Consider the following 23,387-nt stretch of genomic DNA (forward strand, 5'->3'; position numbering starts at 1 on the left):
TATCGGTTTATCTATTCAAGATACGCTACTTTTTCACCTTCCCCCCTTTGAGGTCGCGGGGAACGACAAAGTCGCTCAGCCGGGCGCAGCCAGGGCTGGCCGAGGCCCATGTCCCTCTTTGAAATTTAATACTAGCAAGCGCCAGGGTGGGGTATTTCTTTCGCATGCGGGCGAGTGACTTGGTCTCTGTACCGCTGGTCAACGCCAGCGCAAAGTGCTCCAGTGCGGTGTTATGCCCAATCATCATAATGGAAGATACCTTGCGGTCGACGCGGCGGAGCCGTTTCAACAAGGTTTGGCTGTTTGCATCATAGAGCGTGTGCTCGAACTTGATTTCCGTTTTTCGAGAAAAGGCACCTGCAATGCGCATATAAGTTTCTCTCGCACGTTCCGCGGGGGAGCAAATAATTAAGTCGGGCTTAATCTTATTTTGTTTTAAATACGCTTTCATTTGCTTACAGGCTTTGATTCCACGTGGTGCTAGGGGGCGGTCAAAATCGTCCCAATGGGGATCCTCCCAACTGGATTTTGCATGCCGTAGTAGATAGAGAGTTTTCACGAGTGCCGCCTTCTTACTTGTGTGCCTAAAAATTGACTTATGTCATATACTGTTAATTGCTCTAGAGTTATACCAGTTGCCTACTTGGTCAAAATTTTAATGCTTTGGATTGACCTCGTAGGCTTTTCAAGGGAGACGTCATTATGGATACAGAAGAAACGGTTGAGCCACAGGAATCAACAAAAAGAAAGATTCCGAATAAATTTTACAACGCGGAACTCGCGCGGCTCCAAGTCGAATTGGTCAAACAACAGGGCTGGATCAAGGAAAAGGGCCATAAGGTTGTCGTTCTTTTTGAGGGCCGCGATGCGGCCGGAAAGGGTGGGGTTATCAAACGTATAACCCAATGCCTCAATCCTAGAATTTGTCGAGTCGTCGCATTGGGAATGCCGACAGAGCGGGAAAAAACTCAATGGTATTTCCAACGCTACGTGACCCACCTGCCCGCAGCTGGCGAAATGGTTCTATTTGATCGAAGCTGGTACAACCGCGCGGGCGTTGAGCGCGTCATGGGATTCTGCACTGAAGAAGAACACCAATACTTTCTTCATGCTTGTCCGCATTTCGAACGCTTGCTCGTTCAGTCAGGGATAACCGTGATCAAATACTGGTTCTCGGTCAGTGACGAAGAACAGGAACGCAGGTTTCGCGGGCGGATTGATGATCCGACAAAACAGTGGAAACTGAGTCCCATGGATTTGGAATCTCGCGACCGCTGGGTCGAGTATTCCAGGGCCAAAGACGACATGTTCCTCCACACAGACGTCAAGCATGCACCGTGGCATGTTGTCGAAGCAGACTCTAAAAAAAGAGCTCGGCTGAATTGTATGAGCCACCTGTTAAGCATGATCCCTTATCAGGATGTAACACCCGATCCGGTGCAATTGCCTGATAGGAAAACGACAGAAGGCTACGTCCGTCCACCAATGTCCCACCAGACATTTGTTCCCGATTGTTACGATTGATACGATTAATACCCGGGCCGCCAACCGGAACTGCCAAGGAGGCATGAAGTCATGGGCCAAATACCTGAGCCGCAAAACGAAAATTTGATTAAACTCGATCCAGTGGCGAAGCCCGATCCGGTGGCGAAGCCCGCTCGGGCGGCAAAACCCAGTGCGGCAAAGAGGCGTGTTGCCGAAAAGAAAGCTGTTGCAAAACCCACACAAAAACCTACTGGAAAACGACCTGTTCCAGAGGCTAGATTGCGGGGTGCAAAGTACTATTTGAATCGAGAACTAACTTGGCTCAAGTTCAATTTCCGCGTTCTCGATGAAGCTCGCAATAATAAAAACCCACTTCTCGAACGACTCAAGTTCGTTGCAATTGTTAGTTCCAACATCGACGAATTCTTTATGAAACGGATCGGCGGTTTGAAGGAGCAGGTTGGCGCTGGCGTTCATGCGAAGACCGACGATGGACGGACGCCACAAGAGCAAATTGATCAATCCACAATTATGATTAAGGAGCTCAATAGACAAAAGCAAATTGTCTTTAAAGGTGTTATCCGGGACCTCGCCAGTAAGAATATTGTTATTACCGACTACGTTCGGCTTTCAAAAGCGGAACAGGCGACAGTACGTGACGATTATTATGAAAATATTTTTCCACTGGTGACTCCGTTGGCTATGGATTCTGCTCATCCGTTTCCATTTCTGTCGAACCTTTCTCTAAATCTTTTGACGACTCTCCAATTTCCGGAAGAAGACGACACCGTGCAAGCGCGCGTTAAGGTCCCTACGGACGGAAACACACCTCGCTTTATCCAAGTTGGCGACAGCCTGACCTTCATCCCGCTGGAACAAGTTATGATCCATAACCTGGACCTGCTCTTCCCGGGCATGGAAGTTCTGTCGTGTGATATATTCCGCGTCACACGGAACGCAAATACGGAGCGCGACGAGGAAAAGGCCGATGACCTATTGGCAATGATCGAGACAGAACTCCGAGATCGAAAGTTTGCGCCAACGGTTCGCCTCGAAGTTGACGAGGGAATCGATCCCACCCATCAAGGTATGCTTGCCAGTGAACTGGGGCTCGATGAAGCCAGCGATGTTTTTGCTGTTCCAAGTCTGTTGGGCATGGCGGACCTGATGGAAATCGCAATGCTTGATGTCAACGAACTTCATGATCCTGACCATCACCCCATCAATAACATCAAACTGACCGAAGATAAGAATATCTTTCACACAATTCGTGACGCGGGCTCGATTCTGCTTCATCACCCCTATGAATCTTTTTCAACCTCTGTTGAGCGGTTCCTTCGGGAAGCCAGCAAGGATCCCAAGGTGCTGGCGATCAAGATGGCGCTTTACCGGACATCATCGCAGAGTGAGATTATTAACCTGCTGATCGACGCAGCGAAAAACGGCAAACAAGTTGCTGTCGTGGTTGAACTGAAGGCTCGTTTTGATGAAGCCGCGAATATCAAATGGGCAAACCGACTGGAAGAAGCGGGAATCCATGTCAATTATGGTGTCGTCGGCCTAAAGACCCATTCAAAGGCTATTCTGGTCGTCCGTAAGGATTACTCAGGACTGCGGCGTTATGCCCATATCGGCACCGGCAATTACCATTCTGGGACTGCCCGTTTGTATTCTGATTTGGGACTGCTGACCAGCGATGACAAAATCGGCGCTGATTTAACTGAACTGTTTAACTATTTAACCACCGGTTACAAGCCGTCCCGAACCTATAGAAAGATTTTGGCGGCACCTAAGGCGATGAAGAACAAACTCCTCAACAGGATCAAACGGGAGATCAATCATCAGTCAACGGGCAAAGCGGGACTGATTCGCTTCAAGTGCAACGCCCTGGAAGACACCGAAATAATTCGTGCGCTCTACCGGGCGTCCCAGGCCGGAGTCAAAGTGCAATTGATCATCCGTGACACCTGCTGTTTGCGGCCCGGTGTTCCTGGGGTCAGTGACAATATTTCTGTGATTGGAATTGTCGGACGATTTCTTGAACACAGTAGGATTTACCATTTCGGGAACGATGGCGACGATGAATTTTTCATCGGGTCCGCAGATCTGATGTCCAGGAATTTGGAAAGTCGAGTTGAAGTCTTGACTCCGGTAACCGATTCAAATTGGTGTGCCGAATTGGATTACATTTTTAACTTGCAACTCGATGACCAATTTTCAGCGTGGGACATGTTGCCCAACGGTGATTACGTAAAGCGCCAACCCACCGATGGTGCGGAGGCTCAGGGCAGCCAACAGACGCTGATCGTGGCTGCCGAAAAGCGCAACTGGGAGGCAAACCGCCTAAAAAAGAGAAAACCACGTGGCGTCGCACGACGTAATTTTCGTCAGATCACTGAAAGTTCAACTTGATAATTTGTGCGTTCTTTCTCCGTCATAGCGTAGCCCGTTCCGTGAACTTCGATATCTGGGTTGGGTCAGGTGTCTACTAAGTCCTCGATTTTAATGGTGGGCACGGCTGGGGTCTAACCAGAGTCCCCCGCCGTATGTCGGCAAAGGCCACACGTTTAAATCATGCCGGGTGCGCCAATTATTTTTGGTCATTCCTTAAATTGAATACGTTGCTGTCGTACTTTTTGATGAGGACTGCTTAGCCTTATTTACTTGGCGTGCTTACCTCACGGCGACACAATGGGGTTATGGTAAACATCCTAAAATCTTTACGCTTGGGCATTTGGGTGCTGGTGGCGGTTGGGGCCTCTGGGTGTGCCGGCGTCGAGGAGCGCTTGGCCGCGAGTCGTATGAATGACGCGGCGGCACAGTCCTGTGTTGCCGTATTTAGGGGGGTCGATCAGGCGGTTGCGCCAGTGGCAGATGCAGAGACAGTGCGCATTGCTGGATTTCCTTATCTTAGGATCAATCGATTGCTGGCCTCTCATGCCAATACAGCAAGATCGGGGCCTGCGTTTAACGCTTGGGTCGGTAGAATGAGAGCTTTAGCCCGGACGGCACGTAGCGTTGAATTGGCCAATCTTCCGACAAAAACACGGCACAATATTAAATCTTCGGTGGCGCGACTGGAAGAATGTGCCCGACTTTTACAAACCCATGATTTGGCTGATGATCGAGGTCGACAAATCTTGCGAGATACGGCCACAGTACCGGATCATTATAATACGTTTGCCCGGGTGGCAGGGCTCTACCCACTAACCTCCGTGCCAATTTGGCTTGGATATAAACACCTGCGACGAAGTCAGCAGCGAGATTTTAAGACGGGCCTCGGAACTGGCAAGGCGATAACTTTCGCCCCCAAGCTAGCCGCATTTGATACGACGGTTGTTGGTGATCTGATGCGGCAGATCAAGCGGGACAAATTGGGATTGCCTGTGCTTTCACCCGGGGATCGGGAGTTAATTCTGAATGCCTTCGCCCCCGTCTATAGAGTTGGTTACAAGAGCCGCGACGATAGGATTGGCCTGCCTGTCTACACCAAAACCGACGCCCTTGAGGTTGATGTAAAGGACCCGGTCGTGTTTCGCCGCATCGCCTTCACCCAAATCGGCAATAAGACCCATCTGCAACTGGTTTACACCGCGTTCTTTCCCGCGCGCACGTCGGCTGGGCCGCTTGATTTGTTTGCCGGAAATTTAGACGGATTGATTTGGCGGGTTACATTGAACAAAGTGGGCCGACCGATCATCTATGATTCGATTCATCCTTGTGGCTGTTATCATTTGTTTTTCCCGGCTCGGCCTCAGCGGCTGAAACCCGAGATTGCGAATGCCGCTTTTGGCGAGCCCCCCTTGGCCCCGACACCTGGGCCCGTTCCAGCTTCAGGCCAACGGATTCGGCTCCTACTTAAGCCGGGCACCCATTATTTAGCGGGTGTAGAACTCACCAAAGAGGCAGGAGCCGCCAAAACAACGCCCTACCGCTTGGTTGATGAAAACGTACTCAGGTCCCTTCCGACAAGTGCCGGCAACCGACGAAGTCTATACGGTCCTGATGGCATCGTTGTCCAAAGTGCCCGACCCGAGAGATTTTTATTATGGTCCATGGGTGTCGCCAGCGCAGGCGCCATGCGTCAGTGGGGAGGGCACGCGACAGCCTTCATCGGACGCCGACACTTCGATGATCCGTTCCTGTTCGACAAATTCTTAACACAACAATGAACCGGGCTGCTGGCCCCAAACCTCAATTTATGACTAATATGGCGCTATGAGTCTTAAAGATAAGCTTGAAGAAGCCAGCCTTCAATTCGCTGGCAAAATAGACAGCCGTGTCGGCGAGATTGAGGATGCTTGCCTTGAATTAATGAAGACGGTGACGTCATTTGAGTCGGCGCTGGCCATCGAATATATGATCCCGCCGGTCTCTAAATTGGCCGGGTCGGCAGGTACGCTTGGCTTTGGTAAAATTAGCGAGGTCGCGGCGCGGCTGGAAGAAACGTTGATTGGTCTCCGAGACAACAAGCAGTCTTTAAATGAAGATGAGCGGCAGCGTATTCGATCATTAACCCGGCGGCTTCGCGATCTGATTACCGCACCCCGAGACGAGGACCATCTGGACCAAGCCCAGGCAGCTGTTAGCGATGCATCGACCAAGGCAACAGAAACCCACCCCCTCATCTATTTAATCAGCATGGCGAATGAGCCTGATAAGGATTTGATGGCGCAACTTTCTCACTTTGGCTATGAGACCGCTGCCTTGGTTGATTGGGGAGAGGCCGTGGATACCATTCAATCCCGTCCACCTGCAGCGGTAATCTTGGACGTTAGCCAGCCTGAAAACGCCATAGAGTTCGACCTATTCAAGGAAATCAGACAGGTCTGTGATACGCCGCCTGCCGGCCTGGTTATGAGCGACCACGACAGCATGCCGATCCGCTTGGAAGCTGTACGCACCGGCATTCAAGGATTTTTTCGCAAGCCCGTGGATACCACGCGGATGGTTGAAATGCTGGATCAGCTGACCACCCCCGACGAGATTGAGCCGTATCGAATTTTGATTGTCGAGGATGACCCTGACTTGGCGGATTTCAACGCCTTGCTGTTGGAACATGCAGGCGCCGTTACTCAATTGGTGCACGATCCGCTTCAAATTATGGAGCCCCTGACCAACTTTCGTCCCGACCTGATGCTGATGGACATCAATTTAAAAGGGTGCAGTGGCATCGAACTGGCCAGCGTCGTCCGACAAAACGATGACTTTATGCAAATTCCGATTGTCTTTTTGTCCGCGGAAAAACGCTTTAGCCAACGCCTGCTGGCACTGAATTCCGGCGGCACCGATATCTTGACCAAGCCGGTGCAGCCGGACGTTTTGGTTTCTTCGGTCATGGCGCGGGCTCGACGGGCTCGGTCATTGGCATCGCTAATTTCCCGCGACAGCATGACCGGACTGGCCAATCATTCGAAAATAAAAGAACAACTGGAGGCCGAAGTGAACCGCGCCGAACGGGATGGCTTGCCGCTGACATTTGCTATGGTTGATATCGATCACTTCAAAAAGGTCAATGATACCTATGGGCATTGGACCGGCGACGTGGTGATCAAAACCATTTCCCAGGTGCTGCGCCAACGACTTCGAAAAACAGATATTGTGGGTCGCTACGGCGGTGAAGAATTTGCCGTGATATTGCCCAACACAGACCTTTCAGCAGCCGAGCGGGTGTTGGATCAAATCCGCGAAGGCTTTGCCAGTATTCGACATTTCTCGGATGAGAATGAATTCTTCGTGACCTTCAGTTGTGGCATCGCCGGATGTCCCCCGATTAGCGACCCGGCCGAATTAACCAAGGCGGCGGACGATGCGCTGTATGCCGCAAAAAATGGTGGCCGCAATCAAGTGGCCGTCGCAAATAATAATTAAATTTCGGAGCCTACTTCATGACATCTGAGTCTATCAAAATTTCTGTCGCTGGCTACCAAGGAGCCGATTCCGTTCATACCAAAGGCGTGCAGGCCTTCGGTAAAGCCTTAAGGGCTCGCCTGGGCGACCGCCTGCAATTTGAAGTCGACAACAACGTCTTGGACAAGGGTCACAAATCCGGCGACCTGCTGGGCATGGTTGAACGCGGCGTTTATGAAATGTTTTATATCTCCACCATTCGGTTCACAGAGGCCGTACCCGAATGTCAATTCTTTGACCTTCCCTTCGTGGTAAGTGACCGCCAAAAAGTTTACCAGGCACTGGACGGCGACGTAGGCCAACTTCTAAAAGATAAATTTCGTGCAGCGACGCCGTTTCATGTGATGGGGTTTTTTGACAATGGCTTCCGCCACATCACCAATCGTGCCCACCCCATTCGGTCGCCAGAGGATTGCGCCGGTTTAACAATTCGGACGCAGATGACACCACTTCCCGGCGAAGGCCTAAGACAGTTGGGCTTCAATTCTACTCAACTCGACATAAAATATCTCGTTGAACAAATCGACGGGGGCGACTTCGATGCCCAGGAAAATTCCCTGTCCAGCACCTACAACTTTAATCTCCACAAGCATCATCGTCACATTACACTCACCGGACACATTTTCGGTGTCGCAGCGTTTCTTTGTAACCAAAAGGTCTACGACGCATGGCCTCAAGACGTCCGCGATGCAATTGAGGCCGCGGCTATTGAAGCCACGCACGAGCAGCGACGTCTTGCCATCGCCGAAGACGAAGTGGTGTTGTCGCGCCTGGTTCCATCAGAAAATGATGTCGTTCATCTAAGTAAGGCGGAGCGGGCCAAATTTGTTGAGGCCGCCCGGCCTCTGGTCGATAGCTACCGGGAAAAGCTGGGGCCCGAACTGTTCGACGCACTTCTATAAAAAATTAATCCACATTCGCCAGCCCTTCTTTGGGTACGGGGGTACCATGGATGCCGCCGCCGGAGACAATTTTCTCACGCCCGCCATGCTGCTCAATTAAGGCTGCTTGATCTTTCTTAGCGGTACGGTCGATGGCTTCCGGGTCGATCATAGACCTGAGTTGTTTTTCAAAATCTTTGATCAATTGCTGATGGTCCGGCGATGCAGATAGATCATGAAGTTCTTCTGGGTCCGCTTCCAGATCATAAAGCTCCGGTGTGAAATCTACATAGTGGATGTATTTGTACGGACCTTGGCGCAGCATGAAGGCCCCGGTCCGGGCACCCGCGCCATGATATTCGCTGAACACGGTCCGGTCCGGGTCATCCGATGCGTTGACAATTTCCAGCAACGAGGTGCCGGGCAAGGTTTCGTCATTCACGGATTCTCCAACGCCAGAAAGAACAGTCGGATAAACATCAATCAGCGAAACATGGGTTTTGCGCACCTGACCAGACTCTATCCCCGGCCCTGCCAACATCATCGGCACGCCAACAGATTCTTCATACATGGTCGATTTACCCCACATCTTTCGGGCACCCATGTTGTCGCCATGGTCACTGAAGTAGGCAACACGGGTGGTATCACCGAGGCCTGCAGCTTCAAGTCCCGCCAGCACACGCCCAATGTTGTCATCAAGAAACGTGCAGAGCCCCAGATAGTTTTGAATGGCACGTCGCCGATGGTCATCGTCCATAAAATACTGATCGAAAATGTAGGAGCCCATAAACCCTTGCCACCAGGGGTGGGTTTCATCCATGTCATCAAGGCGTTGTTTGGGCAGGGGGATGTCAACATCCGCATACATATCAAAATATTCCTGCGGTGCGATCAGCGGAAAATGCGGGCAGATGTACGATACGAACAGAACCCAAGGTTTTTCAGAGGGGTTTGAAGCCGCTTCATTTAACCAACTGCAGGCGGCGTCGGTAATATTGCGGTCGTAGTCCTGATATTTGGTAACGCCGGGACCGACTTGTTTGGACATATTTTCGCTTTGGTAGCGCACGGGAATTTCATCGCGGACGGACCCATGTAAGTCGCCGACCCCACCCGCAATGTGCATGGGCATGACCTGTTTATCGAAGCCACCGGGAGCATCCGCGGAGGTATAATGCAGCTTGCCGATCGAAGTGACGGGATGACCGGCGTCCTGCAACTTGTGCGCCCAGCCCGGCGGCGTGCCATCGTAGGCAATCGCGTTATCCCAGCACTGATGTTCATGCACATAGCGCCCGGTCGCCAAGCTGGCCCGTGCCGACACACAGATTGGGGAATTTGTATAGGCGCTGGTAAACCGTGTACCGCGCGCCGCCAAGGCATCCAAGTTAGGTGTTTTTACCAGATCATGACCCGCGCACCCCAAGAACTTAGGGTTATGTTCGTCCGCCATTAATACTAAGAAATTTGCTGGGGTATCAATTTGATCCGTCACGTTTGTATCCTTTGATTGGAAATTATTTTTCTGTTTTAGCCCACCAAGTATCCAATTGGTAGCCCTGCAAAGGAGAACGAATAGGAAAACCGAACTTGTCCCAATAGGCCAGTCGATCTTTTGGCAAATGAAAAAGCGGTACCACGTAATGCCCCCATTGCAGCACCCGGTCCATGGCCCGGGTTGCGGTGACCAAATCAGATCGCGTTCGGGCCGAAACCAAGTGTTTAATCATCGCATCCACGGCGGGGCTCTTGATACCCGGATAATTGCGCGTGCCTTCGGTGTCCGCCGACCCGGAACTCCAATAAAATGCCTGCTCGTTCCCAGGTGATAGGCTTTCATCCCACCAATAAATGATCATATCGAAGTCATAGGCATTGAGGCGAAATTGATACTGCGACGAATCGACCGTCCGCACGTTCACGCCAATTCCCATCCGACGCAATTTGCGGGCGTATGCCAGCGCCAATCGTTCATTACGCGGATTGACCAAAAGAATTTCAAACTTTGCCAAGGTGCCCGTAGCGGTCATCATGCGTTTTCCCTGAAGCTTCCACCCGGCTTTCCGCAACAGCTTCATAGCGGTGCGAAGACCCTTTCGGTCTGAGCCTTTGCCGTCGGTATGAGGCGGCTGATAGGATTTTTCGAAGACTTCTGGTGGCAGAGATTTCTGAAACGGCTTTAGAAGAGCGCGCTCTGCAGCACTTGGTAAGCCCCTGGCAGCAAGCTCCGAATTCGTAAAATAACTGTCTGTACGGGCATAAGAGTTATGAAAAAAATTCTTGTTAACCCATTCAAAATCAAAGGCAAATGCCAATGCCTGGCGGACTTTTCGGTCTTTAAATATTTGCCGTCTCGTATTGAACGCGAACCCCTTCATGCCGCCAGGTAGACCGTGTGAAAATTCACCCTTAATTATCTTTCCCTGCGCGAATGCCGGGGAGGCATATCCTGTTGCCCAACGGCCTGGATCTTTTTCGTGGCGCAAATCAACCAGCCCCGCCTTAAACGCCTCCAATGCGACGACCTGATCGCGGTAATAGTCAAAGCGGACCGTGCCAAAATTGTAACGACCCCGATTTACAGCCAAATCCTTGCCCCAATAATTTTTAACCCGTCGATAGGTCACCGACCTGCCCTGGTCCACGGTCTCCAATTTATAGGGACCGCTGCCCATTGGGGGCTTCAAGGTGGTCTTCTCAAATTGGATGTTCTTATAATACCCTTCCGATAAAACGGGCATTAGACCCATAATCATCGGTAATTCCCGATTGCCGCCGGGGCGAAACTGAAACCGAATTTTGCGCGGCCCCAAGACGTCAACTTTGGCAACTTCTTTATAGAACAACCGGTGGTTAGAACGACCCTTGTCGCGAAACGTCCGCCAGGTAAATGCCACATCGGACGCAAGAATTGGCGTGCCGTCGTGGAACTGTGCCTCGGGTCTGAGGGCAAACGTAACGGACGTACGGTCTTCTGGCATCTCCACTGTTTTGGCAATGCGGGCATACAAGGTGAACGGCTCGTCCCGACTTCTCACCAACAAGCGTTCATAGACCAGACCGGAGCCTTGCGCCGGCACGCCCTTGATGATGAACGGATGCACGCTGTCGAAACTGCCGACCCGACTGAGCACCAGCGTGCCGCCCTTGGGTGCCATAGGGTTTACATAGTCGAAGTGTTTGAAATTAGGTTTGTATTTGGGGCTCCCATGCATCGCGATACCATGGCTGTCGGCCATTGCACCGGACAACGGCAGACACATTCCCGCCAATAAACAGACAAGCCTAAGCATGGCTTTCAGCCTACGCGCCAGAGCCTGTTTTGATCAAAGGTAATTTTACTATAAAAGGAACATATACAAATAGATTGAAAGTGCCTTGTCCTCCATGTCTTCCCATTCCTCAAAAGTCGCCATCTACGCAGCCCTCGGTGGCAACACTGCAATTACTGTCACCAAATTCACCGCAGCGTTTTTCACCGGCAGTTCTGCCATGTGGTCAGAGGGTATTCATTCATTGGTCGATACAGGTAACCAAGTATTCCTGTTGATGGGCCTCAAACGAAGCCAGGAACCGCCAACGGACCTGCATCCCTTTGGCCACGGTAAGGAAGTTTACTTTTGGGCCTTTGTTGTGGCTATTTTTATTTTTTCGTTGGGCGCTGGAATTTCGTTTTACGAAGGCTGGCACCGTATCCATAACCCACAACCTCTGACAGATGTTTATATCAATTATATCGTGCTGGGCTTGGCAATGGTTTTTGAAGGCATCGTGTGGGGCATCGCGTTCAGGGAGTTTAAAAAGACCTTGGGGGATCGGTCTTTTATCTCAGGGATTATTGACAGCAAGGACCCCACCGTCGCAGTGGTGTTGATGGAAGACACTGCCGCCATGCTGGGGCTGGTCATCGCGCTGGTCGGGATCTCACTCGGAGAATATCTAGGCATGCCGGAACTGGATGGATGGGCGGCGTTGACCATTGGGCTTGTTTTAGCTCTGACCGCGACATTCCTAGCGATTGAAACCAAAAGCCTGCTGATCGGCGAGGCCGCAGACCCGGCGGTGGTTAAAGAGGTTGAACGCTTGGCCGGGCTGGAACCCACTATCGAAAAAGTTGGTGACGTGTTGACCATGCACTTAGGGCCCCAGGATATCCTGGTGAATTTAAGCGTCGATTTTAAAAACGATGTGACCGCTGGCAAGATCGAAACAGTCATCGCGCAAATCGATTCTCGGCTGCGCAAAACCCACCCTGAAGTCACGCGCGTATTTATTGAGGCAGAGAATCTAAGCCGTCCCAGACGCTAGCTCATAATCCTTGAAGGTGTAGAACTACATTTCGGGTGTGCGGCCGAGCGCGATGTTCGAACAAGAAAATTCCCTGCCACGTGCCGAGAACGGGTCGGCCCTGCTGCACCGGGATGCTCAGGGAGACATCTGTTAATGCACCTCTGATATGAGCGGGCATGTCATCAGGGCCTTCGGTGGTATGGCGGTAACGACTTGGATCTTCCGGTGCAACATTTTCAAAAAAGCTTTTTAGATCATGCAACACATCCGGATCAGCATTTTCCTGAATGGTTAGGGAGGCGCTGGTATGGCGGCAAAAAATAATAAGCAAACCTGTGCCTATGCCCTGCTCTGATACCCACGCGCCAACATCTTGCGTAACTTCGTACAAGCCCTTGCCCTGGGTTTGAATGCTTAAGCTGGTTTGTGCCTGAGCCATCTCAGCCATACCGGTGCAACCCTTCGCCGTTCTGCAAAAGCCATTTCTTGGCCTGTTCGGTTTGATCTGTCAGGCCTTCGACGGCGTTCCAAAATCGCGGGCTATGATCGTGATGCAGCAAGTGCGCGACCTCGTGGGCGACGACATAATCCAACACCCATTCTGGAGCCATGATCAGCCGCCAACAAAATGATAAATTTCCGTTTGAGGAGCACGACCCCCACCGAGACCGCGTATCGCGGATGGTAATTTTACCGTGGGGTTTATTTATTTGGGCTGACTTTGTTTCGACCAAGTCAATAATTTCACGCCGTGCTTCGCGCTTGAACCAATCGGTAATTCGACGCAATAGGTATTCAGGTCGACCCGCCACGTGAATTTCATCGGCTTCCAACCACACCACACCGCGAACGTCTTGGCGGTGACGGATTAAGTGTTCTTCGCCTAAGTAAGGGACCCGCTGTCCAGATTCGAACGGCACTCGGCGCGGCAAGGCATCCAATCGGCTGAGAATCCAATCGGCCTTTTCCTCAGCCAGGGCTTTCCCCTCAGCCTGCGAAACCCGAGGCGGCAGGGTCACCACCGCGCCATCATTCTCCCGGTCTATTCTGAGAATCAACCGCCGAGCATTTGCGACGCGGCGGAACCGCAAGGGAACCGCACGCCCGCCTAAATCAAGAAAGGTGGGGCTCTGACCCCCCATGTTTATGCGGCTTTGGGCAGGGTAAAGTTAATATCCTCCAGCGCCTTCAACAGTTCGGCCTGTTTATCTTCTGGAATAGCGCGAAGCGGTGGACGCGGTCGGAGCCAATTTGCATCACCGGTGTTATCAGCAACCACTGTACGTAAAGCTGGGAATTGTTTGAAAGAAACGATCAAATCACGCAGCGCTGTCATTCGGTCTTGTAGGGCTTCTGCTTCATCCGATTTCCAATTGTCATAAATCTCCCGCAGCATGTGCGGTGCAATGTTACAGACTGCAGTGATACAACCAGCGCCCCCCGCTTGCATGATCGGCCGCAGGAACTGATCACCGCCGCTAAAGACGGCAAAGCCTGGGAAGGAATCAACCAAGGTTTTCATATTGTTGAAATCACCGGAGCTGTCCTTCAATCCGACGACTGTCTTCGGGAACGCGTTGATCAATCGACCGACCAGATCAACACTCAAGGGCGTCTGCGATTGCGGCGGAATGTGGTAGAGGTAGACCCGCAAATTAGAATCGCCAACCCGTTCAATGATTTCAGAATAAGCGTCGAACAATCCGTCGTCGCTCACCCCTTTATAGAAAAACGGCGGCAACATAAGCACGCCTGGAGCACCCAATTCCAATGCCTTTTTGGTTAGCTCGACCGTATCGGGAATGGCGCAGCAGCCAACACCAGGCAGCATTTTATCACCGCCCACGCCGTTTTCCGCCAACGTGTCCAAGATTTCCAAGCGCTCTGAAAGCGAAAAAGAATTGGCTTCGCCGGTGGTGCCCAACACGCCAAGTCCGTCGCAGCCATTATCCAAAAGCCATTTGCAATGTCCGGCTAGCGCACTGTGGTTGGCAGACAAGTCTTCGTTCACGGGGGTCAGGGATGCGCAGAACACGCCACTTAAAACTTTAGGATCTTGGCTCACGGTATGTTTCCTCCAAATTTAAAATCAAGTTCGGCTATTTAGGCCAGTCACAAATATGCTCTTCTAGAGTACCCGGTGCACGCTCTGAGACAATCCGGCCCCGGGCTGTATTGCCTGATCGGTGTGCTGAGTCTGGATCGCCTGTAATCAAAGGATGCCACTCCGGTAAATCCTTACCTTCGGCCAGCAGTCGGTACGCGCATGTCGATGGCATCCAATGTATTTCTTCAATGTTGTCGGCGGTCAACTTTACACAATCAAAAACAAAACGTTGCCGCTGGGCGTAATCCTTACAGCGGCAACTGTCCAGGTCTAATAATTTGCACGCAACATTGGTGTAGTCGATCACGCCGGTATCCATATCCTCCAATTTCTCAAGACAACATTTGGCACAACCATCGCAGAGGGATTCCCATTCTCCTGACGTCATTTCTCCCAAGGATTTTTGCCGCCAAAAGGGCGTTTCCGGTGAGGTCTTATCCATAGCTTAATTATAGGAATGATTTAATTTTTGCTGCCAAGTCCTTGGCCGATGTTCCGTGAGAGAAATGGGTCAAAAATTTACCGTCCTTCCCCATCAGATACGTAATCGATGAATGGTTCATCAAATAATCATCCGGTTCCGCACCTTTTTCCCGAGCTTTCTGAAAAAATACTCGGTAAACACCGGCAACTTTCTTTACTTGCTCGACAGACCCAGACATCCCAATAATTTTGGGATGAAAGTGCTTTACGTATTCTTTCATATGCTCAGGCTTGTCACGTTCTGGATCGACGGTAATAAAAATCGGAGCAATATCGGCGGCATCTTTCCCCAACAGTCCCAGCGCATCTGAAATATCTGTTAGGGTGGTCGGGCAGACATCTGGGCAATAGGTATAGCCAAAAAAGATCAGCATGTAGCGGCCCCGGAAGTCGGCATCCGTTACCGTTTTGTTGAAATGATCGACCAACGTAAAAGGCCCACCGATGGTCGCCGTTCCGGTGGTTTTGACCCCTTGATTGGAGACGGTTTGCATCATCGGCACCTTGTAGAGGAACCACCCTAAGGTGCCGAAGCAAATAATAACCACAATCATTAGAATGAGACCGCGCCGCTTTGATTGATCGGGAACCACGACAGGTTCCTTTCCCGCGTCCGAACCTTTGGCGGTCTCTTCTTTCTCGACGTCTTTTTGGTCGCTTGCTTTATCGCTTGGCTTTTTCATGGTGCCGTCCTTATACCAAGGGAGTGTCACAAGGATAGGCGGGGGCCAGCCACGCCGCAAACAAAATACTGGTGTGTCCGTGTGACTACACCGTAAATTAACAGATCAATGAGAATTGATATGGAGACTATGGGGGGAATATGACCAGACGGGTGTTAATTTTAGGTGGCACGGGGGAAGCCCGGGAATTGGCGGCGTGCGCCGTCTCGGACCTGTCTGGCAAGCTTGAGGTTGTTACCTCTCTCACCCGCCAACCGCCACCGGAACGAACTCCAGCGGGTGGGCTCCGCATTGGGCGCTTTGCCGATATTGAAGACTTCGCCCAAACTTTAGCGTCTGAAGCCATCGATTTGGTTGTGGATGCGACCCACCCGTTTGCTGAGACCATTTCCATGCAGGCCTATGCAGCCTGTATCCGATCAGAAAAATTAATTCTGTCGCTCCAGCGCCCACCCTGGAACATGCCACGCAGTGCAAAATGGACGGAAGTGCCGGATATGAAGACGGTAGCCGAGGTCCTACCGCGGTTTGCCCGCCGGGTTTTCGTGACAACGGGTCGTCGTGATCTGGAGGTTCTTAATGATGCGCCTAAAGTGGAACCTGAGATGTGGTATTTGGTGCGGCTGCATACGGCGCCCGCTGAGGCTTTGGCGTTGCCCAATCACCATCTCATCACCGGTTCAGGCCCTTTTTCAAAAGACGGCGAAGCTGCCTTAATTAAAGAGCATGCCGTCGATACCCTGATTGTCCGAGAAAGTGGCGGGCGGGCAGGACAGGCAAAAATTGACGCTGCTGTTGATGCCGGGCTTCACGTCGTTCTCATTTCGCGCCCCGACCCGGAACCTGGAAACTCAGTCGAAACAGTGGTCGATGCCCTGACATGGCTCGACCAACAGTCCTAAGGTAAAGCGAGAGCACGTTTCAGGTTATCTGCCCGTGACGTCTTAAGCCGACCCTGGAAGATAATAGCTTGTGGCGTCGCACCAGTCCCATAAACGGCTTCGTTCAAGTCCTTTCGTCGGACAAGAGCGGAGCCTTCTAGCGACACCCCGGCGAACAAACCCACTTTAGAAGATGCGAATGCATAGATATCTTCGCCCAAGTTGGTGGTCGTCGATGCTTCTACCCCGGCGCCAAAAATGCCAACGGTTAGCCCCATATCGGCGCCCAGCTTCCCCTGGTGTTTTAAAACAGCGTCGAGCGCCTTTTGATTGCGAAGGACAAGTATGATTTCGGTATCTTGAAGCCCGGCTTGCAGACCGACACTCGCCGAAGCCAGGGTATAAAAAGCCGGATTGCTCCAATCGCCATTGGCCCGCCGTACGGATAAAATTCCACTGCCGCCTTCGGCCGCGGCGATGAAGCCGCCCTTGATCACCGTCGGTAAAACCACAAGCGCCTTGGCTGTCGCTATGTGTCTGGCCATTTGTTTTAGTTCCGATGATTCTTTGAACCGGATCACCGTGTCCGTCGCTTTGCGAAGAATGACTCTTGCCTCCTCCGCTGGGGGTTTAAGGACTTCGGAACAACCAGCAACAAACATCAGCCCCGCTATGAGAAATCCCGCGTATACCGATTTTTTCATATTCATTTCCCCTAACGATCAATGGAATTATACGGCAGCAGATTAATTCCGGTCACGCGCCAGCCGCCACGGCTCGATCCCTCTGAACCACCAAGATAATCAATCCGACTCAGCGCCAGACAATCAACAACCACGTTCAGTGCCTGGGTTGCATCTAAACCCAAGGCAACGGCGATGGCGCTGCGAATTGTCCCTGAATGAGTCACGGCAACAATATCGGACCCTGCGTGTTCATCCGTCAAGCGCTCGATTACGGATCGGACCCGCTCAATCAAATCTGCGAAACTTTCGCCCCCCGGCATACTATTGTTGCCAGGATCTTCCCAAAATTGGGCGTAGGCTGGGTCCTTGGCAGCATGAAAGTCGTCCCAGGTGAGGCCTTCCCAATCACCAAAACTTTGCTCGGCAAAGTTCGGCTCGGAGAGGGGCTCTCCCTGTTTACCACTTTGTTGCCAAATCGCACGGAGGGTTTCATGGGTTCGCACGAGATTGCTGGTGACCCAGACCGCATCTTCGGGCAATGTCTTCGCCAATCCTTTGAATGCCGCCAGATCAGAAGTATCACACGAAACGTCTCGCTGACCGTAGATCAAGCCCTTCTGACTTGGCACCGGTCCATGGCGAACCCACCACCACCTTGTTATCATGCCAAAACACTCCCAATTGCGATAAGCGATGCAATTTCAGATACTTGCTGCACAGCCCCCATGACATCGCCGGTATGGCCGCCAATCTGTTTAATTGCAACCACGGCTATAAGACCGGTTGCCAAGGCCACCCCGAGCAGCGCCCACAAGATCGCGACAGCGCCCCCCTCCAAAAAGCCCAATGCCAGTAATGAAATGAGAGTGGCGAGAATTGCGCTTGTAATAACGTGGCCGGGCTCCGGGCGGCCTAATGTTCCGGAAAGGCCATCCTTCCGGGCCGGGTCCAAGCGAATCGCTATCACAGCCAACGGTGCCCGCGATAAAGCGCCCAATGCGACCAGCACCAAAAGTGCTGTGCCCGGCCCTGGCACGCCACTTAGAATTGCAGCGCGAATACCAACGCTGAACACCAACGCCAACACACCGAACGCGCCGATATGGCTGTCCCGCATGATTTTCAGTTTTTCCGCCCGAGTCCGACCGCCAGCAAAACCGTCCACAGTGTCGGCCAATCCGTCTTCGTGCAAAGCACCTGTCAAAAGTGCGGCCGCGGCCAACCCCAACATGGCACAAGCAAGCGGTGCCAAGTTTAGTTCAGATGCAGCGATGAGTACGAGACCGGCAACAAGACCGATCCCGGCCCCGACGATCGGATAGGTCCGCATGGCGCGGGAAAGGTCTCCGGTCTCAAGGTCTCTTTCCGGCATGGGAAAAGGGAGACGGGTCAGAAACGTCGCGGCCAAGCCAAGGTCGTAAACCCAGACTCGTACTTGTTCCTTAACTTCGCTGAACGTTTCGCCCTCAAGCGCCATTCGCTGAATTCCCCACCTAAATGATGTTCGGTTATAGGCCGGTTATTCGCCTTGCTGCAACAACAGCCCCTTTTCTCGGGCAACTCTATACATCCGTAAGAAAAACAAGACGGCCAATGTTAGGTAAAGCGCGTTCAAAGTAACTGAGCTTGTAAAATGCCCCATATCAAAACGACCTTCGAAGAGCACAGCCCGCATACCCTCGAACACATAGGATGACGGCAAGGACCAAGCCACCGGCTGTAGCCACCCTGGCAATGTATCAATCGGATAATAAATGCCACTGATCGGCGAAAATAAGAAAATTCCGAACCACGCCAAACTTTCCGCACCCAGCCCAAACCGCATGATCATGGCCGAGACCAACAGCCCAATGGTCCACCCCATGACCAACAGATTGACAAAAAATGCGATGAGTGGGAGACCGATCTGAAACACCCAGACATCATAAAATGGCATCGCCAATAAAGCCGCTGGGGTCACGCCGATCAACGTCCGCATGAAGCTCATCAGCAACAAAGACGCGACAAATTCATATACGCGGAGCGGGCTGATGAATATCTGGCCCAAATTCCGTGCCCACATTTCGTCCATAAACGGAATAGAGACCCCCAGACTGGACCGAAAGAACACATCCCATAAAAGAACGGCACTGATCAACACGCCGGCGGCCTGCGCAACCCAGGAACTGTGCTGCAAAAAAAATGTCGTAATGAATCCCCACAGAACCATCTGCATGGTCGGCCAATAAGCAAGTTCCAACAGCCGTGGCCAGGACCCGCGCAAAACATAAAAATGCCGGAGGAACATGCCCCATTGGCGCTGCCAGGAAAATGAGGGGTTACGAGGTTCCATCAGGAGACCCCCTGCCTGCCATTTCTCGCAATCTCCAAGAACACCTCTTCCAAATTTGCATGGCCATAACGGTTGATAAGATCGGCAGGTGAGCCTTCGTCAACAATGCTTCCTTGGCGCATCATCAGCACGTGATCGCAAAGTCGTTCGACCTCGCCCATGTTGTGAGACGCCAGAAGAAGGCTCGCCCCGGTGCGGTTTCTATAGCCCTCCAAATATCCGCGCACCCAATCGCCGGTATCTGGGTCAAGCGATGCGGTTGGCTCATCCATGATCAACAGCTTGGGTTCATTCAACAGGGCCTTGGCCAACGCGACCCGAGTTTTTTGCCCGGCGGATAAGGTCGCGGTGGGTCGATCCAGATAGGCACTGATCTCCAGATCGCTCGCCAATGCATCGATGCGGTGCTTGATTTCATCAAGACCGTAAAGATGGCCGTAAACCGTTAAATTCTCGCGTGCACTCAAGCGCCGCGGCATGTCCACATAGGGCGATGAAAAATTCATCTTAGGCAGCACCCGGTATCGGTCCTGCAACATATCTTCATCGAATACCCGAACCGATCCAGACGTCGGCAGCAAAACGCCAAGCAAGATCGAAAGTGTGGTTGTCTTGCCGGCCCCATTTCCTCCCAACAGGGCTGTAACTGAGCCTTCTGCCACGTCGAAGCTGACCGCATCCACTGCCGTCACTGGCGCTGTCACAGGACCAAATTTCTTGGTTAAAGTGTCCACCCGGATAGCCGGTGGTGATGGGGGGCTCATGATATCGAGGATCTTTCCCAAAGACGGGTTATTCAATCATCTCTTCGTCGTCTTCATAGAATCCTTCGTCTTCTTCAGAGCGTTCAATACGACGCTTGAGGCGGAGTAGCTCCCGACGGCGAGTATCTTCCGCAATGAGGTTTTCGATGTGACGGCCTTGAAACAGATTAATTCCCACGGTTTGGCCAAAGTCCACAGCCTCGCGGTTATCGACCCGGCACAGCACAACGTTCTCTGGCCCCGTATGTTCGACTAAACGGCGCACCTGCTGATGGGTTTCTTCTCCGCCATCGATCATTTCCGGATTCCAGATGAGTTTCACCAAGTCAGTGCCCAAGCGCTCTCGGTCCAGCATTTCCATGGCTTCGTAGGTCATGCCATCCAAACAAACCCGATAGCCTTTGGCTTGAACAAATTCACGCGCGAACAAAAAGGCCCCTAGGTCCGTAAACATATCTTCTTTCTGCAACTCCAAAATCATGTTGCCGCGTCGGGCTGCCGTAATGTTGTTGTCAAAGTTTTGAAAATCGTCGGACAAAATCGTTGCAACATTAATGTTAAAGCTAATGTTGCCGGAAATGGTCAGCGAATCGGTCTTCGTCAACATCGCTAACATGCGCCGATCAAGTGTCACTGTTAAATGTTGAAACAACCAGCGATTGGCCAGCAGGTTCACACCGGGGATCAAGGTTTCTCGTAAGTTGGTAATTGAAATAAACAGTTCGCTGAATTCAGGCTCGGGCACCATTTGTTCGTCCAGGGTGCAGATAAACTGGCGACGCACTAGATTTGAAAGGTCAGCGCGGGACAGCGCGTCCTCTACACGGCCCAAAACATCCGGCGTCAACGGTTCTCCCATTTCCTGCTTGGCCTTGAGCGCCGCGCGGGTATCCATCCGCGCCCGCATGGTCGGTTTTGCCTTGGCTTTCTCGACATCCGCCAACCCCTGAACCAGCTGTATGATGTCGTTAAAATGAAGTTCTGCATCGAACCAGCTGGCAAATGGATTGGCTTCGCTTTCGTCTTCAACGAGCGGATCATCACTGAACAAGAACTTGATTTTCTGCACCATGGTCTCAACCTGATGCTGCAGCTCAGATTTATAGACGAAGAACAGATCAGAATTTTTTAGGGTAAACAGTTGGCCCAGTAGCTCTTTCACCAGCGGCTCAAATGTACTGGCCGCCGCCCGAACGTGTTGTTCGCGACGGTTGAAAGATTTCAGATTTGAGAGATGAATGTGGACGACCTTGCGGCCTTCTCGGTGTTTTTCCAACCGATGAACGTAATCCAGCAACAGGTTTTCCTGGCTGGGGACTCTGGTCTGTGATTCTGCTGGTAATGCCATAAATTATCCCAAACCCTCTAACGGTCGCCAATGATGCCTTTGACGTACATGGCATCAGCGATGGTGTCCACGTAATGCCCTTGAAAGCGCTGAATGCCCAGACTCAAAGCCCATTTTATGGCCTCTTCAGAATCCACCCGCCCCAAGATCACTTGGTCCTTGCCCAGTCGCATGACGATCTCTTTGACTTCCGATACCTTGGTTTGCGTTGTGTCGGCTTTAAATTCCCGGCCCCAGGCAATTTTGACATAGTCCACACTTAATTTACTCGGATCAAAGAACTGCAGCGACAAGGGATTAAGTCCATCCAAAATTACTCGATAGCCGTTATCAACCAAGGAATCCTTTGCATAATGAAAGGTGCTAAGATCAGACAACACATCAACCATTTGCAATTCGATCAGAACATTCTTCGCGTTTTCGCCAAGCATCCGATGGAAGGTCTGAAACTCCCGACTCAACACCGTACTAATGTTCATGTTCAGGCTCACCGCATCACGGGTGACAGAAAAGTCACGTGCCGCAATCACACTGAGCAAGCGCTTGTCGAGCAATTCAGTTAAATAACTAAACAGCCAAGGGTTGCCGAATAAGTTCGTATCTGGCGCAATTCGGCGCTGTAAATCCGACATCGAGATGAAATGTTCGTTGAAGAGAAGCCGCCCCTTCATATCCGGCTCAATCACAATGGCCGACTGATACTGCACCAATCCATTGATCTGAACCCGTTGCAGCTTTTCCGAAATGACCGTCAAGTTCCGGGCGGTCAGGGGCGCGCCGTCCATCTGATTGATCAGGGAAGAGGTGCGTTCCTCCTCTTCTTGAACGCGCTTTTGTTCCGCTTCTTCAGACAGAAATTTAACGTCCGCATCTAGCGCCGTCAGATCAGAATTCTGTGATAAATCGTACCAGGTGGTGAAACGGTCTTCGAAGGAACCCTCTTCGCCCTCAGTCAACGGGTCTTCGCTAAACAGCGACCGCACATTCGATAGGGCTTCATCGATAGATTCGATCGGTGTCTCTTTAGAGATCAAAATCATATCAAAATTCGACATCAAATATAGCGTCGAGTCGAAGTTATTGGTCACGACATCAAAGGCTTGGGTCGCAATTCGGATATATTTAGGCTGCTGGTTTCCAGGTTGAAGTCCGGACAGGTGGGCATGCACCCCATACCACCCCTGAGGATTAACCCCAATCCGGTGGAGATGGTTCAATAGAAGTTTCTCTTCTTCGGCGTTCTTCTGGCCGATGATAGAAAATGCGGCGCTGTTTTCAGCCATCCTTAAGCCTATCCTACCTTATCCTTATCTGAAACCCTGAACCCTTATCTGAAGCCCAGGCCCGAGCTAAAATCCAGGCGCAACTTTCAACAATGTACATCATAGAAAGCAACGGTTAACAAAGAATAACAAATTCCGGAACAATAAGAGAGCTTTCATACAATCCGTACATTGATTTCCGTTAACTCTTTGTTACATTCGCTGCTGGATACTCCGGGCACTCCAGGCATCGAATGTGGGGGCTGGAGATTAGG

The 23,387-nt window shown here is 51.6% G+C and carries 22 protein-coding genes; 7 read left to right on the forward strand and 15 right to left on the reverse strand.

Translation table 11 applies throughout. The annotated features are described in order from the left end of the window. Positions 1-25: 25 nt before the first annotated feature. Entirely contained in the window at positions 26-559 is a 534-nt protein-coding gene (locus tag HOM51_11570) for a histidine phosphatase family protein (protein ID MBT5035143.1), read from the reverse strand. 143 nt (positions 560-702) lie between these two features. On the opposite strand from HOM51_11570, the gene ppk2 reads away from it, so the two are divergent. The 5 genes from ppk2 (at position 703) to HOM51_11595 (ending at position 8,297) form a co-directional block, all read left to right on the forward strand. After that, complete coding sequence (gene ppk2, locus HOM51_11575) at positions 703-1,524, forward strand: polyphosphate kinase 2 (protein MBT5035144.1); 822 nt, start codon at positions 703-705, stop codon at positions 1,522-1,524. Between the two features lie 51 nt (positions 1,525-1,575). Continuing rightward, positions 1,576-3,897 carry a polyphosphate kinase 1 gene (ppk1, locus tag HOM51_11580; GenBank protein MBT5035145.1) on the forward strand — a complete coding sequence of 774 codons (2,322 nt, stop codon included), beginning with the start codon at positions 1,576-1,578 and terminating at the stop codon, positions 3,895-3,897. Between the two features lie 287 nt (positions 3,898-4,184). After that, positions 4,185-5,657 carry a hypothetical protein gene (locus HOM51_11585; GenBank protein ID MBT5035146.1) on the forward strand — a complete coding sequence of 491 codons (1,473 nt, stop codon included), beginning with the start codon at positions 4,185-4,187 and terminating at the stop codon, positions 5,655-5,657. A 46-nt stretch (positions 5,658-5,703) separates the two neighbouring features. Continuing rightward, positions 5,704-7,356, forward strand: a complete 1,653-nt coding sequence (locus tag HOM51_11590) for a diguanylate cyclase (GenBank protein MBT5035147.1) — start codon at positions 5,704-5,706, stop codon at positions 7,354-7,356. Positions 7,357-7,373: 17 nt separating this feature from the next. Beyond that, on the forward strand, positions 7,374-8,297 hold the full coding sequence (locus tag HOM51_11595) for a TRAP transporter substrate-binding protein (GenBank protein MBT5035148.1): 924 nt from the start codon (positions 7,374-7,376) through the stop codon (positions 8,295-8,297). A 4-nt stretch (positions 8,298-8,301) separates the two neighbouring features. On the opposite strand, the gene HOM51_11600 is transcribed toward HOM51_11595, so the two are convergent. Further along, positions 8,302-9,729, reverse strand: coding sequence for a sulfatase-like hydrolase/transferase (locus HOM51_11600; GenBank protein MBT5035149.1), 1,428 nt, complete (start codon positions 9,727-9,729; stop codon positions 8,302-8,304). Between the two features lie 64 nt (positions 9,730-9,793). After that, positions 9,794-11,569: an ABC transporter substrate-binding protein gene (locus tag HOM51_11605; protein MBT5035150.1), complete on the reverse strand. Its 1,776-nt coding sequence runs from the start codon at positions 11,567-11,569 to the stop codon at positions 9,794-9,796. A 94-nt stretch (positions 11,570-11,663) separates the two neighbouring features. On the opposite strand from HOM51_11605, the gene HOM51_11610 reads away from it, so the two are divergent. Next, positions 11,664-12,584, forward strand: a complete 921-nt coding sequence (locus HOM51_11610; GenBank protein MBT5035151.1) for a cation transporter — start codon at positions 11,664-11,666, stop codon at positions 12,582-12,584. Position 12,585: 1 nt separating this feature from the next. On the opposite strand, the gene HOM51_11615 is transcribed toward HOM51_11610, so the two are convergent. The 5 genes from HOM51_11615 to HOM51_11635 are packed head-to-tail and all read right to left on the reverse strand — an operon-like array spanning position 12,586 to position 15,839. Next, positions 12,586-13,005 (reverse strand): YjbQ family protein, encoded by a 420-nt coding sequence (locus HOM51_11615; GenBank protein ID MBT5035152.1) that lies wholly within the window; start codon positions 13,003-13,005, stop codon positions 12,586-12,588. A 1-nt stretch (position 13,006) separates the two neighbouring features. After that, complete coding sequence (locus HOM51_11620; GenBank protein ID MBT5035153.1) at positions 13,007-13,708, reverse strand: M48 family metallopeptidase; 702 nt, start codon at positions 13,706-13,708, stop codon at positions 13,007-13,009. 2 nt (positions 13,709-13,710) lie between these two features. Beyond that, a complete protein-coding gene (locus HOM51_11625) occupies positions 13,711-14,631 on the reverse strand; it encodes a dihydrodipicolinate synthase family protein (GenBank protein MBT5035154.1) in 921 nt (306 codons plus the stop codon). Between the two features lie 34 nt (positions 14,632-14,665). Beyond that, positions 14,666-15,115 (reverse strand): YcgN family cysteine cluster protein, encoded by a 450-nt coding sequence (locus tag HOM51_11630; GenBank protein ID MBT5035155.1) that lies wholly within the window; start codon positions 15,113-15,115, stop codon positions 14,666-14,668. 7 nt (positions 15,116-15,122) lie between these two features. Next, positions 15,123-15,839, reverse strand: coding sequence for an SCO family protein (locus HOM51_11635; GenBank protein MBT5035156.1), 717 nt, complete (start codon positions 15,837-15,839; stop codon positions 15,123-15,125). A gap of 140 nt (positions 15,840-15,979) precedes the next feature. On the opposite strand from HOM51_11635, the gene HOM51_11640 reads away from it, so the two are divergent. Beyond that, positions 15,980-16,741, forward strand: coding sequence for a cobalt-precorrin-6A reductase (locus HOM51_11640; protein ID MBT5035157.1), 762 nt, complete (start codon positions 15,980-15,982; stop codon positions 16,739-16,741). Here the strand turns inward: HOM51_11640 and HOM51_11645 are convergent. From HOM51_11645 to HOM51_11675, 7 genes are read right to left on the reverse strand one after another with little or no spacing between them, the layout of a single operon-like run. Continuing rightward, positions 16,738-17,424 carry a lipid-binding SYLF domain-containing protein gene (locus HOM51_11645; protein MBT5035158.1) on the reverse strand — a complete coding sequence of 229 codons (687 nt, stop codon included), beginning with the start codon at positions 17,422-17,424 and terminating at the stop codon, positions 16,738-16,740. The two genes, HOM51_11640 and HOM51_11645, sit on opposite strands and share 4 nt — an antisense overlap. 11 nt (positions 17,425-17,435) lie before the next feature. After that, positions 17,436-18,071 carry a histidine phosphatase family protein gene (locus HOM51_11650; GenBank protein ID MBT5035159.1) on the reverse strand — a complete coding sequence of 212 codons (636 nt, stop codon included), beginning with the start codon at positions 18,069-18,071 and terminating at the stop codon, positions 17,436-17,438. Then, positions 18,068-18,883: an adenosylcobinamide-GDP ribazoletransferase gene (gene cobS, locus HOM51_11655; protein ID MBT5035160.1), complete on the reverse strand. Its 816-nt coding sequence runs from the start codon at positions 18,881-18,883 to the stop codon at positions 18,068-18,070. Before cobS ends, HOM51_11650 begins: the two co-directional genes overlap by 4 nt. Positions 18,884-18,925: 42 nt before the next feature. Then, positions 18,926-19,738 (reverse strand): ABC transporter permease, encoded by an 813-nt coding sequence (locus HOM51_11660; GenBank protein MBT5035161.1) that lies wholly within the window; start codon positions 19,736-19,738, stop codon positions 18,926-18,928. Next, positions 19,738-20,502 carry an ABC transporter ATP-binding protein gene (locus HOM51_11665; protein MBT5035162.1) on the reverse strand — a complete coding sequence of 255 codons (765 nt, stop codon included), beginning with the start codon at positions 20,500-20,502 and terminating at the stop codon, positions 19,738-19,740. Before HOM51_11665 ends, HOM51_11660 begins: the two co-directional genes overlap by 1 nt. A gap of 28 nt (positions 20,503-20,530) precedes the next feature. Beyond that, complete coding sequence (locus HOM51_11670; GenBank protein MBT5035163.1) at positions 20,531-21,850, reverse strand: hypothetical protein; 1,320 nt, start codon at positions 21,848-21,850, stop codon at positions 20,531-20,533. A 17-nt stretch (positions 21,851-21,867) separates the two neighbouring features. Next, positions 21,868-23,133: an EAL domain-containing protein gene (locus tag HOM51_11675; GenBank protein MBT5035164.1), complete on the reverse strand. Its 1,266-nt coding sequence runs from the start codon at positions 23,131-23,133 to the stop codon at positions 21,868-21,870. Between the last annotated feature and the right edge of the window lie 254 nt (positions 23,134-23,387).

The sequence above is a fragment of the Rhodospirillaceae bacterium genome (genome assembly GCA_018660465.1).
Taxonomy (GTDB): domain Bacteria; phylum Pseudomonadota; class Alphaproteobacteria; order Rhodospirillales; family JABJKH01; genus JABJKH01.

Bases quoted from the DNA above. Each gene is read 5' to 3' on its own strand.
- ppk2 (MBT5035144.1), top strand. From the start codon at position 703: ATGGATACAGAAGAAACGGTTGAGCCACAGGAATCAACAAAAAGAAAG.
- ppk1 (MBT5035145.1), top strand. From the start codon at position 1,576: ATGGGCCAAATACCTGAGCCGCAAAACGAAAATTTGATTAAACTCGAT.
- HOM51_11585 (MBT5035146.1), top strand. From the start codon at position 4,185: ATGGTAAACATCCTAAAATCTTTACGCTTGGGCATTTGGGTGCTGGTG.
- HOM51_11590 (MBT5035147.1), top strand. From the start codon at position 5,704: ATGAGTCTTAAAGATAAGCTTGAAGAAGCCAGCCTTCAATTCGCTGGC.
- HOM51_11595 (MBT5035148.1), top strand. From the start codon at position 7,374: ATGACATCTGAGTCTATCAAAATTTCTGTCGCTGGCTACCAAGGAGCC.
- HOM51_11600 (MBT5035149.1), bottom strand. From the start codon at position 9,729: ATGGCGGACGAACATAACCCTAAGTTCTTGGGGTGCGCGGGTCATGAT.
- HOM51_11605 (MBT5035150.1), bottom strand. From the start codon at position 11,569: ATGCTTAGGCTTGTCTGTTTATTGGCGGGAATGTGTCTGCCGTTGTCC.
- HOM51_11610 (MBT5035151.1), top strand. From the start codon at position 11,664: ATGTCTTCCCATTCCTCAAAAGTCGCCATCTACGCAGCCCTCGGTGGC.
- HOM51_11615 (MBT5035152.1), bottom strand. From the start codon at position 13,005: ATGGCTCAGGCACAAACCAGCTTAAGCATTCAAACCCAGGGCAAGGGC.
- HOM51_11620 (MBT5035153.1), bottom strand. From the start codon at position 13,708: ATGGGGGGTCAGAGCCCCACCTTTCTTGATTTAGGCGGGCGTGCGGTT.
- HOM51_11630 (MBT5035155.1), bottom strand. From the start codon at position 15,115: ATGGATAAGACCTCACCGGAAACGCCCTTTTGGCGGCAAAAATCCTTG.
- HOM51_11635 (MBT5035156.1), bottom strand. From the start codon at position 15,839: ATGAAAAAGCCAAGCGATAAAGCAAGCGACCAAAAAGACGTCGAGAAA.
- HOM51_11640 (MBT5035157.1), top strand. From the start codon at position 15,980: ATGACCAGACGGGTGTTAATTTTAGGTGGCACGGGGGAAGCCCGGGAA.
- HOM51_11645 (MBT5035158.1), bottom strand. From the start codon at position 17,424: ATGAAAAAATCGGTATACGCGGGATTTCTCATAGCGGGGCTGATGTTT.
- HOM51_11650 (MBT5035159.1), bottom strand. From the start codon at position 18,071: ATGATAACAAGGTGGTGGTGGGTTCGCCATGGACCGGTGCCAAGTCAG.
- cobS (MBT5035160.1), bottom strand. From the start codon at position 18,883: ATGGCGCTTGAGGGCGAAACGTTCAGCGAAGTTAAGGAACAAGTACGA.
- HOM51_11660 (MBT5035161.1), bottom strand. From the start codon at position 19,738: ATGGAACCTCGTAACCCCTCATTTTCCTGGCAGCGCCAATGGGGCATG.
- HOM51_11665 (MBT5035162.1), bottom strand. From the start codon at position 20,502: ATGAGCCCCCCATCACCACCGGCTATCCGGGTGGACACTTTAACCAAG.
- HOM51_11670 (MBT5035163.1), bottom strand. From the start codon at position 21,850: ATGGCATTACCAGCAGAATCACAGACCAGAGTCCCCAGCCAGGAAAAC.
- HOM51_11675 (MBT5035164.1), bottom strand. From the start codon at position 23,133: ATGGCTGAAAACAGCGCCGCATTTTCTATCATCGGCCAGAAGAACGCC.